This window comes from Enterobacter pseudoroggenkampii (assembly GCF_026420145.1).
GTDB lineage: Bacteria > Pseudomonadota > Gammaproteobacteria > Enterobacterales > Enterobacteriaceae > Enterobacter > Enterobacter pseudoroggenkampii.
The window spans coordinates 1,965,888-1,980,081 of the sequence record NZ_JAPMLV010000001.1; the positions used below are offsets into that span (position 1 = coordinate 1,965,888).

Here is a 14,194-nt window from a genome sequence, read left to right on the forward strand (position 1 = left end):
CGTTACACCGTCACAACCGGCACTCTCGGTGCCAGGGCGCACATCAATTCGTACCCCACCGTGCCCGCCGCGGCAGCAACGTCATCAATCTTAATTTCGTTACCCCACAGCTCGACCGGTGAACCGATGCCCGCCTGCGGGCATGGCGTCAGGTCAACGGCCAGCATATCCATTGATACGGTGCCCACCGTTCCCGTGCGAACCCCATCGACCCACACAGGCGTACCGGTCGGCGCGATGCGCGGGTAGCCGTCGGCATAGCCGCCCGCCACGATGCCAATCCGCTGCTCGCCCTTTGCCCGGTAGCGGCTGCCGTAGCCCACCGTGTCGCCGGCCTTCAGGGTTTGCACACCAATGATTTCGCTGCGTAGAGTCATGACCGGCTTCAGGCCGCTGTTGGCGATATCCTGCCACTGGCCTGAGGGAGACGCACCGTACAGAACGATCCCCGGACGCACCCAGTTATAGTGCGCCTCGGGATGCCACAGCGTGGCCGCCGAGTTCGACAGCGAGCGCTGGCAGTCCAGCCCTTCTGCCGCCTGCTCAATGCGGACCATGGCATCGGCAATGCCGTCCGGTCTTTCCGCGTCGGCAAAATGCGCCATCAGCGTCATTTCACCTACGTTCTTCAGCGCGCGCAACTGCTGCCAGACCGTATGCACCCGCTCAGGCTGGAAGCCCAGGCGGTTCATGCCGCTGTTCACCTTAAGATAGATATCCAGCGGAGCATGGAGCTTCGCATCCTGAATCGCCTTAATCTGCCAGTTGCTGTGCACGCTGGTAGTCAGACGGTACTTATCCAGCAGCGGCAGATCGTCGGCGTGGAAAAACCCTTCCAGCAGCAGAATAGGCCCTTTCCAGCCGCGCTCGCGCAGCAGAATGGCCTCTTCCAGATTGAGTAAGGCAAAACCATCGGTGGCGCTCAGGGCGCTCCAGATACGATCGATACCGTGGCCGTAGGCATTCGCTTTCACCACCGACCAGACGCGCGAACCAGGTGCCGCCCGACGAACAATCTGCAGGTTATCTTTCAGGGCCTGTAGGTTCAGCTGGGCCAGAACAGGACGGGACATGACAGCTCCTTAGTTATGCGCGCCGTGCAGATGCTGTGGACGCGAAGGCGTAAACCCCGATTGATAGCGTGCAGCGCTTAAATCGTCAAACGGAATTGCCGGCGTGCGCCCGGAAATCAGGTCGCTCAGCAATTGGCCCGATCCGCAGGCCATCGTCCAGCCAAGCGTGCCGTGGCCGGTATTGGTCCACAGGTTTTTAAACGGCGTGCGGCCCACGATCGGCGTGCCGTCCGGGGTCATCGGACGCAGGCCGGTCCAGAACGTCGCCTGCTCCACAAAGCCACCGCGCGGGAAGAGATCGCCCACAACCATCTCCAGCGTTTCACGACGCGGCTGCAGCAGCTCGGTGTTGAAGCCGACAATCTCCGCCATGCCGCCTACGCGGATGCGGTTATCGAAGCGGGTAATGGCGATTTTGTAGGTTTCATCCAGAATGGTCGATACCGGAGCACCGCTCTCTTCTTTCACCGGAATGGTCAGCGAGTAGCCCTTGAGCGGGTAGACCGGAATGTCGAGAATACCTTTCAGCATGGCGGTGGAGTACGAACCAAACGCCATCACGTAGGCATCGGCTTTGATCACCTCGTCGCCGCACTTCACGCCGTAAATTTTTTCCCCTTCCGACAGCAGCTTGTCGACAGAGGTGTTAAAGCGGAACTTCACCCCCGCCTGCTCGCACATCTGCGCCAGACGCTGCGTAAAGAGCTGGCAGTCGCCGGTTTCGTCGTTCGGCAGGCGCAGGCCGCCTGTCAGCTTATGCGCCACTTCCGCCAGCGCCGGTTCAACCTGACCAAGCTGGCTGGCTTCCAGCAGCTGGTACGGTACGCCAGCATCTTCCAGCACGGCGATATCGCGGGTGGCATTTTCGTACTGCTGCGCCGTGCGGAACAGCTGCAGCGTTCCGCCCTGACGGCCTTCGTACTCAATCCCCGTCGACGCGCGCAGCGCTTTCAGGCAGTCGCGGCTGTATTCCGCCAGGCGCACCATGCGCCCTTTGTTCTCCATGTAGTGGCGGGTGTCGCAGTTGCGCAGCATCTGCCACATCCACTTCAGCTGGAACTGCGTGCCGTCAAGGCTGATGGCCAGCGGCGCATGGCGCTGGAACATCCATTTAATCGCTTTCAGCGGAACGCCCGGCGCAGCCCACGGAGCGGCATAGCCGGGAGAGATTTGCCCGGCGTTCGCCGCGCTGGTTTCGAGCGCCGGACCGGATTCACGATCGATAACGGTTACGTCATGTCCCGCCTGACTTAAATACCAGGCGCTGGTTACCCCAACGACACCACTTCCCAGTATGACAACACGCATAGCCACTCCATTATGTGCAAAAGAACAATCTTCTAATTACAGATTGATAACCTAGTTGAAAATATTATTCAACATATGACTTTTTTATGGTGACTTACCTCACACATCCCCCAGCATCAGGGGATAGTGCTAATTTGGGATCTCCTGCTGCGCGTTATTTTTAACCAGCATAATATGCTGAGACATACCGTTTTTTTGCCGTATCAAAAACGCGAAATCGCAAAGAAAAAATTTCTGCCCCAGCACGCTTTTTAACACGTTGATCTATGCTTGAAAGGAGGCTCTCCAGACAGAGAGAGCACCCACAACGAGGGCGCGCTAATGGCTACTATTGATTCCCTGAACAAGGACAACACACGTCTGAGCGATGGACCCGACTGGACCTTCGAGCTGCTGGATGTTTACCTCGCCGAAATCGACCGGGTCGCAAAACTGTATCGTCTGGATACCTATCCCCATCAGATTGAAGTCATTACGTCCGAACAGATGATGGACGCCTACTCCAGCGTCGGGATGCCGATTAACTATCCGCACTGGTCGTTTGGTAAAAAATTTATTGAAACAGAGCGGCTGTATAAGCACGGCCAGCAGGGGCTGGCGTATGAGATTGTCATTAACTCCAATCCGTGTATCGCCTATTTAATGGAAGAGAACACCATTACCATGCAGGCGCTGGTGATGGCGCACGCCTGCTACGGGCACAACTCCTTTTTCAAGAATAACTACCTGTTCCGCAGCTGGACGGATGCCAGCTCCATCGTCGATTACCTGATCTTCGCCCGTAAATATATTACCGACTGCGAAGAGCGCTACGGCGTGGACGAAGTGGAAAAACTGCTCGACTCCTGCCACGCGCTGATGAACTACGGCGTGGACCGCTACAAACGTCCGCAGAAAATCTCCCTGCAGGAGGAGAAAGCGCGGCAGAAAAGCCGCGAAGAGTATCTGCAGAGCCAGGTGAACATGCTGTGGCGCACCCTGCCGAAGCGTGAGGAAGAAAAAGCGGTCGCCGAAGCGCGTCGTTATCCGTCCGAGCCGCAGGAAAACCTGCTCTATTTTATGGAGAAGAACGCCCCGCTGCTGGAGCCGTGGCAGCGTGAGATCCTGCGCATCGTGCGCAAGGTGAGCCAGTATTTCTATCCGCAAAAGCAGACGCAGGTGATGAACGAAGGCTGGGCGACATTCTGGCACTACACCATCCTCAACCATCTGTACGACGAGGGTAAAGTTACCGAGCGGTTCATGATGGAATTCCTCCACAGCCATACCAACGTGGTGTTCCAGCCGCCTTACAACAGCCCGTGGTACAGCGGCATTAACCCGTATGCGCTTGGCTTTGCCATGTTCCAGGACATTAAGCGTATCTGCCAGTCGCCAACGGAAGAAGACAAGTACTGGTTCCCGGATATCGCCGGCTCTGACTGGCTGGAAACGCTGCACTTTGCGATGCGCGACTTCAAGGATGAGAGCTTCATCAGCCAGTTTATGTCGCCGAAGATCATGCGTGACTTCCGCTTCTTCACCGTGCTGGACGACGACCGCAACAACTATCTGGAGATCTCCGCAATCCACAACGAGGAGGGTTACCGTGAGATCCGCTCTCGCCTCTCTTCCCAGTACAACCTGAGCAACCTTGAGCCGAATATTCAGGTGTGGAACGTCGATTTGCGCGGTGACCGCTCCCTGACGCTGCGCTATATCCCGCACAATCGCGCGCCGCTGGATAAAGGGCGCAAAGAGGTGCTGAAGCATGTGCATCGCCTGTGGGGCTTTGACGTGCAGCTGGAGCAGCAGAATGAAGACGGGAGCGTCGAGCTGCTGGAACGCTGCCCGGCGCGGTTGAATACGCTGTAGTGCAGCCTTTTTTGCCCGGTGGCGCTACGCTTACCGGGCCTACAAGACCCGCAGGTCGGGTAAGGCGTAGCCGCCACCCGACGAAAAAAAACCTCTCATACGAGAGGTTTTTTATTTCAGCGGCTCTGAATCGCCAAATCGCCCGGCAGCGTTTTCTGCATGCGGTGCCAGATTTCACCGGAATCATGACCGTAGCGGCGCACCGTCTCATAAACCTGATCGTGCAGGCCTTCAGTACAGAGCTTGCTCAGCTTATGGTAGAAGCCCAGCGCAAGGCTACGCGCTTCCGGATTGGCAAAGTAGTGGCGGCCGATGCGGGTATAAAGCCCTTTCATACCGTTGAGGATCAGGCCATACACCGGGTTGCCGGAGGCAAACGCCAGGCCGCGAAACACGTTGTAATCGAGGGTGGCAAAAGCATCGGCGTGATCTTCCACCTCGTTCGCTGTGGCCAGCACCGCAAGGGCGTCTTCCGGATGCTGACGGAAAGCGGTACGAATAAAGATCGTCGCGATGTTGGTGCGAACGGAGAGAAGATTATCAATGAGCTGCGGCACGCTTTCATGGTCGAGACGCGCCAGCGTTTCAAGAATGTTCAGCCCGGACGTTTCCCAGAAGTTGTTTACTTTCGTCGGCTTGCCGTGCTGGATAGTCAACCAGCCATCGCGCGCCAGCCGCTGGAGCACTTCACGCAGCGTGGTGCGAGTGACGCCAATCAGTTCAGAGAGTTCGCGTTCAGCCGGAAGAATGGACCCCGCAGGGAAACGATTATTCCAGATGCTTTCAATGATGTACTCTTCCGCGAAACCCGCCGGGCTCTGCGCCTTAATGACCATAGTGAGATTTCCATTACACAGCTTTAGCAAATTGGACTCATCATACCAGAGGCAGCCAGTGGCAGGTAGCACGGCAAAGAGAGAAAAGAGGGATCGCCGTTTCATTTTTATGAAATTTACAATGCAGCCTTATCCGCCTCCAGGCCGCGATTTTTGCGTATACTGATGTTTTGTCTTACTTGACGGGGATGGACGTCTGTCGTGGAAATTTCTTTTGGGCGCGCACTGTGGCGCAACTTTTTAGGCCAGTCTCCGGACTGGTACAAACTTATACTTCTGGTGTTCCTGGTCGTTAACCCTCTCCTCTTTAGCGTAAACCCGTTCATTGCCGGGTGGCTGCTGGTGGCGGAGTTTATCTTCACCCTGGCCATGGCGCTGAAATGCTATCCCCTGCTGCCGGGCGGACTGCTGGCGTTTGAGGCCGTCGTCATCGGCATGACCCGCGCCGAGCACGTCAAAGCCGAGCTGGCATCCAATCTCGAAGTGCTTCTGCTGCTGATGTTTATGGTGGCGGGCATCTACTTTATGAAACAGCTGCTGCTGTTTATCTTCACGCGCCTGCTGCTCAGCATTCCGTCGAAAATGTTGCTCTCGCTGGCGTTTTGCCTTGCGGCCGCCTTCCTGTCGGCCTTCCTGGATGCGCTGACGGTCGTCGCGGTGGTGATAAGCGTAGCGGTGGGGTTTTACGGTATTTATCACCGCGTGGCCTCCTCTCGTCCGGGCGAGGATTTGCAGGATGACAGCCACGTCGATGCGCATAATCGTGAGGTACTGGAACAGTTTCGCGCCTTCCTGCGCAGCCTGATGATGCATGCTGGCGTCGGTACCGCGCTGGGCGGCGTGATGACCATGGTGGGCGAACCGCAAAACCTGATCATTGCCAAAGCGGCGGGCTGGCACTTCGGTGAGTTCTTCCTGAGAATGGCGCCGGTGAGCGTACCGGTGCTTTTCTGCGGGCTGGCGACCTGTCTGCTGGTGGAGAAGTTTCGCCTCTTTGGCTATGGGGCCCAGCTCCCGGAGCCGGTACGTCAGGAGCTGCATAAATTCGATCTGCAGAGCCGACGCCAGCGGACGCGCCAGGAGACGCTGCGTCTGATTGCGCAGGGCATCATCGGCGTCTGGCTGATCGCCGCGCTGGCGTTCCATCTTGCCGAAGTGGGGCTGATTGGCCTGTCGGTCATTATTCTCGCCACCACCTTTACCGGCGTGACGGACGAGCATGCCATCGGTAAGGCGTTTACCGAAGCCCTGCCATTTACCGCCCTGCTGGCGGTGTTCTTTGCCGTCGTGGCGGTGATAATCGACCAGCATCTGTTCGCGCCGATTATTGCCTTTGTCTTAAAGGCATCGCCGGATGCTCAGCTGTCGCTGTTTTACCTGTTCAACGGCCTGCTCTCGTCGATCTCAGATAACGTCTTCGTCGGGACGGTCTATATCAACGAGGCCAAAGCGGCTATGGAGCAAAGCGTTATCAGCGCCGGACAGTTTGAGCTGCTGGCCGTGGCGATCAATACCGGCACCAACCTGCCATCGGTGGCGACGCCAAACGGCCAGGCCGCCTTCCTGTTCCTCCTGACCTCCGCCCTCGCGCCGCTCATACGACTTTCTTATGGCAGGATGGTGTGGATGGCGCTGCCCTATACGCTGGTGCTCACGATCGTGGGATTGCTTTGCGTCAAAATTACCCTCATTCCCTGTACGCAATGGTTGATACAAGCGGGTATACTTGCGGCGCAATAAACACTGCATCTCGGGCAGTTCGCTGCCCGTTTGCCTTTTCGCACGATAAACATCCAATTACGTTTTATTTCGCCAGGTACAGGTGGCGCGAAAAACGAATTCGTTTACACTGCGATTTCTAAGCATGTTCCAGGGAAATGATTATGTTGAGATTTTTAAACCAGTGCTCCCGCGGTCGCGGAGCGTGGTTGTTAATGGCCCTGACCGCCTTTGCGCTGGAAATGGTCGCGCTGTGGTTCCAGCATGTAATGGGACTCAAACCTTGCGTGCTTTGTATTTATGAACGCTGCGCACTGTTCGGCATTATGGGTGCGGGCCTGGTGGGCGCGATTGCCCCAAAATCGCCGCTTCGCTATGCCGGTATTGCCATCTGGATATACAGCGCCTGGAAAGGAATTGAACTCTCCTGGCAGCACACCATGATGCAATTGCATCCGTCACCGTTTATGACCTGTGATTTTGCCGCCCGCTTCCCGAGCTGGCTGCCGCTGGACAAATGGCTGCCGCAGGTGTTTGTCGCATCCGGTGACTGCTCCGTTCGTCAGTGGGAATTCCTGACGCTGGAGATGCCGCAGTGGCTGGTGGGTATTTTTGCCGCCTACTTCGTCGTGGCGCTGCTGGTGCTGATTGCCCAGCCGTTCAAACCGAAGAAACGCGATTTGTTCGGAAGGTAAAAGCAAAACGGCAACCTCGGTTGCCGTTTTTAGTGTTTGCGCCCTCTCCCGTGGGAGAGGGTTGGGGTGAGGGCATCAGGCCGCACAAACACAATAAAAAACCCGCCTCGGCGGGTTTTTTATTGTCAACGGGTCGGGTGGTTCATGATGTGGTCTTCCCAGTCACGCACCTCGGACTCTTTCACCGCGATGTGGCGCACTGAAATGCGCTCACCGTGCATCGCCGCTTTTGAACCGGTTAACAGCGGATGCCAGTCAGGCAGACCTTTCCCTTCCGCCAGCAGGCGATACGCGCAGGTATGCGGCAGCCATTCAAAGGTGGGCAAATTATCCCGGGTTAACTTGATGCAATCCGGCTCAAACTCGAAGCGGCGCTCATAGTTACGGCACTGGCAGGTTTTAATGTTTAACTGCTTGCAGGCAACGTTGGTGAAGTAGATTTCGTCCGTGTCTTCATCCATCAGCTTGTGCAGGCAGCACTGACCGCAGCCGTCGCATAAGGATTCCCATTCCGCGTCCGTCATGTCGTCGAGAGTTTTGCTTTGCCAGAAAGGGATGTCGTTCATCAGGATGTCCACACGTCAAAAGAAAGCGCACCTTATAACGAGTCTGGCACGTCGATGCAAGTTTTGCCGCCCTTTTCAGGCGGCAAGAGGAGGTTACAGCACGCGGGTTTTCAGCGACAGGCCGTTAAAACCGACCTCAAGCTCGTCACCGCTGAGCAGCGGGCCAACACCTTCTGGGGTTCCGGTCAGGATCACATCGCCCGGCTTCAGGGTAAAGAAGCGGCTCATGTAGGCGATCAGCGGCACAATCTTATGGATCATGTCTGCCGTGGTCCCCTGCTGGCGGATTTCACCGTTAACCTTCAGGCTGAGCGGGGTGTCCTGCGGATCGCCGGTAAATTCGCTCACCGGCACAAACGCCGAGATCGGGCAGGAATTATCAAACCCTTTGGCTTTTTCCCAAGGCTGCCCGGCTTTCTTCATTTTGCCCTGCACGTCACGTAGCGTCAGATCCAGCGCCACGCCGTAGCCGGCAATCGCTTTCTGAACATGATCTTCGGAGGCCTGACGCAGCGTTGCGCCGATCAGCACGGCGAGTTCAACTTCGTGATGCACCGAGCCGAGCTCCTGCGGCAGGGCCAGCGGCTGGCGGATATCGCAAAGCGCCGTTTCAGGCTTAATGAACAGAACCGGCTCTTCTGGCGTCGCGCTGCCCATCTCCTGAATATGTTTTGCATAGTTGCTGCCCACGCAGACGACTTTGCTGACGGGATAATCCAGTAATGCACCTTGCCAGTTGTGATGTTGATACATGGTCGACCCCTAAACGGTTGATGTGTTGTGCCCAAAAACAGTTGAGACTATTTTTTACCGTTCGCCTCAAGATGCTGTTTTAATAAATTCTCGGGTGGCGGTGGAAGCTGTAAATAATAGCCTTGCTCGGCTAAGGCCGTTTTTACTTTATCCAGATCGGCATTAATCAGTTTCTTACGACCATCAAGCGGCAGCAGCATCGCCAGCTGTGGTCGGCCAAAGTTCTTCATTAATTCTTCAGGCACGCGTGAAAAATCGTCTTTCTTTTCGACATAAAGATAGGTCTGGTCACGGCTTGTACTTCTGTAGATCACACAAAACATGTTTTTACTCTGAATTAATGGGTGGTTGCTTGCCTCAATATACTCCTGACTATAACATGCCTGATACTCTTCGGAATATCGCAGCGAGTGGTTGCGGTTAATAGCAAATTGAGTAAGGCCAGGATGTCAAACACGCCCATCGAGCTTAAAGGCAGTAGCTTCACCTTATCAGTAGTACATTTGCATGATGCAAAACCCGAGGTTATTCGTCAGGCGTTAGAGGACAAAATCGCCCAGGCTCCCGCCTTTCTGAAGCACGCCCCTGTTGTTATCAACGTTAGCGGTCTTGAGGCTCCGGTTAACTGGAAACTTCTCCAGCAGGCCGTCTCCTCGACCGGACTGCGTATCGTGGGCATCAGCGGCTGCAAAGATACTGAGCTGAAAGCGGAAATTGAGCGTGCGGGGCTGCCTCTTCTGAATGAGGGCAAAGAAAAAGCCTCGCGTGCAGCACCCGTTGCCGTGCAAACGCCCCCTCCTGCGGTGCAAAACGTTACTACCGTCACAAAAACGCGAATGATTGATGTGCCGGTTCGTTCCGGTCAGCGCATTTATGCACCAAACTGTGATCTGATTGTTACAAGCCACGTCAGTGCTGGCGCTGAGCTGATTGCAGATGGCAACATTCACGTATACGGTATGATGCGTGGACGTGCGCTCGCGGGTGCAAGTGGCGATCGAGACGCGCAAATATTTTGTACTCACCTGACGGCGGAACTGGTGTCCATCGCAGGTGAATATTGGCTGAGCGACAAGATCCCAGCCGAATTTTATGGCAAAGCGGCTCGCCTGCTTCTGGCAGACGACGCGTTGACCGTTCAACCGTTGAATTGATCCCTTTTTAACAAGGAATTTCTATGGCACGCATTATTGTTGTTACTTCGGGTAAAGGAGGCGTTGGCAAGACCACCTCCAGCGCGGCCATCGCTACTGGTTTGGCCCAGAAGGGAAAGAAAACCATCGTTATCGACTTCGATATCGGTCTGCGTAACCTCGACCTCATCATGGGATGTGAGCGTCGCGTCGTGTATGACTTCGTGAACGTCATTCAGGGCGATGCCACGCTGAACCAGGCGATGATTAAAGACAAGCGCACCGAGAACCTCTACATTCTCCCGGCCTCTCAGACGCGTGACAAAGACGCCCTGACCCGTGAAGGAGTGGAAAAGGTGCTCGATGAGCTGAAAAAAATGGATTTCGACTTCATTGTCTGCGACTCCCCTGCCGGCATCGAAACCGGTGCCCTGATGGCACTGTACTTCGCTGATGAAGCGATCATCACCACTAACCCTGAAGTTTCATCCGTGCGTGACTCAGACCGCATTTTGGGGATCCTCGCCTCTAAATCCCGTCGTGCGGAAAATGGCGAAGACCCGATTAAAGAACACCTGCTGCTCACCCGCTACAATCCGGGCCGCGTGAACAAAGGTGACATGCTGAGCATGGAAGACGTGCTGGAGATCCTGCGCATTAAGCTGGTGGGCGTTATCCCGGAAGATCAGTCCGTGTTACGCGCTTCTAACCAGGGCGAGCCAGTGATCCTTGATACATTGGCAGATGCAGGTAAAGCTTACGCCGATACCGTTGACCGTCTGCTGGGAGAAGAACGTCCTTTCCGCTTCATTGAAGAAGAGAAGAAAGGTTTCCTCAAACGCCTGTTCGGAGGATAAGTTATGGCATTACTGGACTTTTTTCTCTCGCGGAAAAAGAACACCGCCAACATCGCAAAAGAACGTCTGCAAATTATCGTTGCGGAGCGTCGTCGTAGCGACGCCGAGCCTCACTACCTGCCACAGCTGCGTAAGGACATCCTGGAAGTGATCTGTAAGTACGTGCAGATTGACCCGGAGATGGTGACGGTGCAGCTGGAACAAAAAGACGGGGATATTTCGATTCTGGAGCTGAACGTGACGCTCCCGGAAGCGGAAGAGTCGCGTCCGTAGGTTTGTGATTTCGTAGCCCCGGTAAGCGCAGCGCCACCGGGGGAATATGCCGGGTCTATCGCCCGGCATATTTTTTATCGCGGATACCCTTCCAGCAGCGTATTCAGGCGATCGGCCATCAATTCCCCGCGCCACCCCGCCATCATTTCCGGTACGCCATTCTGCGGCTTCAGCTTCCAGTGCCAGTTCAGCAGCTGGTTAATCTGACGACGTGAGGCGAGCAGTTCAGCGCTTAGCTTGCTTTCCGTTGCAACGTTCTGCACCAGCGCTTTGATCTCCTTAAACGCTTTGCGATAGCCCGGCATATCCATCAGGTTCAGCAGCGGTTCCGGTAGCGCATCTTCCGGCAGCTCCTGCGCTTTTGCGACCAACGCCAGCAGGGTTTTGCCGTGGAAGCGGATCTCGCTGCCCGAAAGCCCAATGCTGTCCAGCTCTCCCAGGCTGCCCGGCATATAGCGCGCCACCGCCCAGAGATGTTCTTCGCGAACCACAAAGTTAACGGCCAGATCGCGCTCGCGCGCTTTACGCAAACGCCAGTCTGCCAGCAGCTGCAGGCACGCCAGCTGACGCGTACGCAGCTGCCAGGCGTTGCTGATGTCGCGCCAGGCCTCTTTCGGGTCAACGACTTCCTGACGACGCTGCTGGGTCATACGACACTCGTCGAGCGCCGCAGGCAGCCATCCGGAGGCTTCTGCCTCTTTCATTAACTGTCCGGCAATCGGCAGCAGGTAAAACACGTCTGCCGCCGCATACTCCAGCTGACGCTCGGTTAGCGGACGCGCCAGCCAGTCGGTACGGGATTCACTTTTATCCAGCGTCAGCCCCGTATACTCCTCTACCATGGCAGCAAAGCCCCATGAGAGCGGACGATTGCTGAATGCCGCAAGGATCTGCGTGTCAATCAGCGGCTGGGGCATGATGCCAAAGGTGTTCAGAAAGACTTCCAGATCTTCACTGCCTGCGTGCAGGTATTTCGTCACGGCGGTATCGAGCAGCAGGTCACGCATCGGCGTCCAGTCGGTAATGCCGAGAGGGTCGATCAGCGACACGTGTTTACCGTCGTACATCTGAATCAAACCCAGCTGCGGATAATAGGTCCGGGTACGGACAAACTCGGTATCCAGGGCAATGGCAGGAAAGTCGCGCGTCACTTCGCACAGCGAAGCCAGCTCGTCGTTGGTCGTGATCATCTGGTAATTCAAAACGGGTTCTCTTTTGTTTGCGCCCATAAAAAACGCCGGCTTAACCGGCGTCTGGGCGATTAGCGTGAAGCTCAGGCCTTATTGTCTACTTTGCCACGGGCTTCGTCACGTAATTCTCGTCGTAATATCTTCCCGACGTTGGATTTCGGCAGCTCGTCGCGGAATTCCACCAGCTTCGGCACCTTGTAGCCCGTCAGCTGACGACGACAAAACGTTACCAGCGCTTCCTCGGTGAGAGAAGGATCTTTCTTGACCACAAATATCTTCACCGCTTCACCGCTGCTGCCGGAAGGCACGCCGACTGCCGCCACTTCGAGCACGCCGCTGTGCTGCATAACCACGTCTTCGATCTCATTCGGATAGACGTTGAAACCGGAGACCAGGATCATGTCTTTCTTACGATCGACGATGCGCAGGAAGCCTTCGTCATCCATCACCGCAATATCACCGGTGTGCAGCCAGCCGTCTTTGATGATTTCGTCGGTCGCATCGGGGCGCTGCCAGTAGCCCAGCATCACCTGCGGACCTTTGACGCACAGCTCCCCCGGCTCGCCCGGCGCGACTTCGTTATCGTTATCATCGACCAGTTTGGCCTCTGTGGAAGGAACCGGCAGACCAATGCTTCCACTGTGATAGTCGATATCATGCGGGTTAACGCTGACCAGCGGCGCGCATTCCGTCAGGCCATAGCCCTCCAGCAAATACTGACCGGTGAGCTTCACCCAGCGCTCGGCGACCGCCTGCTGAACCGGCATGCCTCCGCCCGCTGAGAGATGCAGCGTGGAGAAATCCAGCTGCTGGAACTCTTTGTTATTCAGCAGCGCGTTAAACAGGGTGTTTACCCCTGTCATGGCGGTGAACGGGTATTTCGCCAGCTCTTTCACCAGGCCCGGGATATCGCGCGGGTTGGTGATGAGGATGTTCTGACCACCCAGTTCAATAAACAGCAGGCAGTTCATGGTCAACGCAAAGATGTGATACAGCGGAAGCGCGGTGATCACCACCTCTTTGCCCGGATGCAGCAGCGGCCCGTAGGTGGCGTTTACCTGTTCAAGGTTTGCCAGCATATTGCGGTGGGTAAGCATGGCCCCTTTGGCGACGCCGGTGGTCCCGCCTGTGTATTGCAGAAACGCAAGATCTTCCGCGACCACTTCGGGTTTCACATACTGCATACGGTAACCCGCATGCAGCGCGCGGCGGAAGGAGATGGCGTCCGGCAGATGATATTTTGGCACCAGACGTTTGACGTATTTGACGACAAAGTTAACCAGCGTGCCTTTAGCTGTGGAGAGCTGGTCCCCCATGCGCGTCAGGATGACGTGTTTCACCTGGGTTTTGTCGACCACCTTTTCCAGCGTATGGGCAAAGTTGGACACAATGACAATCGCAACCGCGCCGCTGTCGTTCAGCTGATGCTCCAGCTCGCGCGGGGTATACAGCGGGTTGACGTTGACGACGATCATCCCGGCACGCAGGATACCGAACAGCGCCACCGGGTATTGCAGCAGGTTCGGCATCATCAGCGCGACGCGATCCCCTTTTTGCAGCCCCAGCCCTTCCTGCAGATACGCCGCAAACGCCCGGCTGCGCTCCTCCAGCTTACGGAACGTCATCACCTCGCCCATATTCACAAATGCGGGCTGGTCCGCGTAGCGCCTTACCGAGTGTTCAAATAATTCCACCAGGGATTGATAACGGTCAGGATTGATCTCAGCAGGAACATCTGCGGGATAACGGTTAAGCCAAACCTTCTTCAATGCATCACCTCTGAAATGAGTGTTCGTCGTCATCACAACCCCGATAATAAACAGTTTGTTAACATTATATTAACTCAGCGTACCAGTTTATTAATTGTTCATATTTAAGGTTGCGAAGCGCGTCACTCTTTTTTTTCGTTTTATCCGTAAAAAAACAGAGACAGCGGC

At 55.8% G+C, this 14,194-nt stretch carries 14 protein-coding genes; 6 read left to right on the forward strand and 8 right to left on the reverse strand.

All coding sequences use genetic code 11. The features are described from left to right. Positions 1-2: 2 nt before the first annotated feature. Both dadX and OTG14_RS09655 read right to left on the reverse strand, forming a co-directional pair. Complete coding sequence (gene dadX, locus OTG14_RS09650) at positions 3-1,073, reverse strand: catabolic alanine racemase DadX (RefSeq protein ID WP_267215001.1); 1,071 nt, start codon at positions 1,071-1,073, stop codon at positions 3-5. Positions 1,074-1,082: 9 nt separating this feature from the next. Then, complete coding sequence (locus OTG14_RS09655) at positions 1,083-2,381, reverse strand: D-amino acid dehydrogenase (protein WP_267215002.1); 1,299 nt, start codon at positions 2,379-2,381, stop codon at positions 1,083-1,085. Between the two features lie 321 nt (positions 2,382-2,702). Between OTG14_RS09655 and OTG14_RS09660 the strand changes: the two genes are divergently transcribed. Next, complete coding sequence (locus OTG14_RS09660) at positions 2,703-4,235, forward strand: SpoVR family protein (protein WP_024909810.1); 1,533 nt, start codon at positions 2,703-2,705, stop codon at positions 4,233-4,235. A gap of 116 nt (positions 4,236-4,351) precedes the next feature. On the opposite strand, the gene fadR is transcribed toward OTG14_RS09660, so the two are convergent. Further along, complete coding sequence (gene fadR / locus OTG14_RS09665) at positions 4,352-5,071, reverse strand: fatty acid metabolism transcriptional regulator FadR (RefSeq protein ID WP_024909809.1); 720 nt, start codon at positions 5,069-5,071, stop codon at positions 4,352-4,354. A 201-nt stretch (positions 5,072-5,272) separates the two neighbouring features. Here fadR and nhaB point away from each other — a divergent pair, with 201 nt between their 5' ends. Together nhaB and dsbB are read left to right on the forward strand one after the other, a co-directional pair. After that, positions 5,273-6,811 carry a Na(+)/H(+) antiporter NhaB gene (gene nhaB / locus OTG14_RS09670; protein WP_267215003.1) on the forward strand — a complete coding sequence of 513 codons (1,539 nt, stop codon included), beginning with the start codon at positions 5,273-5,275 and terminating at the stop codon, positions 6,809-6,811. A 143-nt stretch (positions 6,812-6,954) separates the two neighbouring features. Beyond that, complete coding sequence (gene dsbB, locus OTG14_RS09675; protein WP_024909807.1) at positions 6,955-7,485, forward strand: disulfide bond formation protein DsbB; 531 nt, start codon at positions 6,955-6,957, stop codon at positions 7,483-7,485. Positions 7,486-7,610: 125 nt separating this feature from the next. Here the strand turns inward: dsbB and OTG14_RS09680 are convergent, their stop codons facing one another. The 3 genes from OTG14_RS09680 to OTG14_RS09690 form a co-directional block, all read right to left on the reverse strand. Further along, positions 7,611-8,051, reverse strand: coding sequence for a YcgN family cysteine cluster protein (locus OTG14_RS09680; protein WP_024909872.1), 441 nt, complete (start codon positions 8,049-8,051; stop codon positions 7,611-7,613). 93 nt (positions 8,052-8,144) lie between these two features. Next, positions 8,145-8,804, reverse strand: a complete 660-nt coding sequence (locus OTG14_RS09685; RefSeq protein WP_267215004.1) for a fumarylacetoacetate hydrolase family protein — start codon at positions 8,802-8,804, stop codon at positions 8,145-8,147. A gap of 47 nt (positions 8,805-8,851) precedes the next feature. Further along, positions 8,852-9,127, reverse strand: a complete 276-nt coding sequence (locus tag OTG14_RS09690; RefSeq protein ID WP_029742143.1) for a YcgL domain-containing protein — start codon at positions 9,125-9,127, stop codon at positions 8,852-8,854. A gap of 123 nt (positions 9,128-9,250) precedes the next feature. Here OTG14_RS09690 and minC point away from each other — a divergent pair, with 123 nt between their 5' ends. From minC to minE, 3 genes are read left to right on the forward strand one after another with little or no spacing between them, the layout of a single operon-like run. Beyond that, on the forward strand, positions 9,251-9,958 hold the full coding sequence (gene minC, locus OTG14_RS09695) for a septum site-determining protein MinC (protein WP_023312186.1): 708 nt from the start codon (positions 9,251-9,253) through the stop codon (positions 9,956-9,958). 23 nt (positions 9,959-9,981) lie between these two features. Next, positions 9,982-10,794: a septum site-determining protein MinD gene (gene minD / locus OTG14_RS09700; RefSeq protein WP_024909869.1), complete on the forward strand. Its 813-nt coding sequence runs from the start codon at positions 9,982-9,984 to the stop codon at positions 10,792-10,794. Between the two features lie 3 nt (positions 10,795-10,797). Beyond that, a complete protein-coding gene (minE, locus tag OTG14_RS09705) occupies positions 10,798-11,067 on the forward strand; it encodes a cell division topological specificity factor MinE (RefSeq protein WP_008500504.1) in 270 nt (89 codons plus the stop codon). Between the two features lie 74 nt (positions 11,068-11,141). Here the strand turns inward: minE and rnd are convergent, their stop codons facing one another. Together rnd and fadD are read right to left on the reverse strand one after the other, a co-directional pair. Beyond that, entirely contained in the window at positions 11,142-12,269 is a 1,128-nt protein-coding gene (rnd, locus tag OTG14_RS09710; protein ID WP_152680667.1) for a ribonuclease D, read from the reverse strand. A 71-nt stretch (positions 12,270-12,340) separates the two neighbouring features. Continuing rightward, complete coding sequence (gene fadD, locus OTG14_RS09715) at positions 12,341-14,026, reverse strand: long-chain-fatty-acid--CoA ligase FadD (protein WP_073961507.1); 1,686 nt, start codon at positions 14,024-14,026, stop codon at positions 12,341-12,343. Between the last annotated feature and the right edge of the window lie 168 nt (positions 14,027-14,194).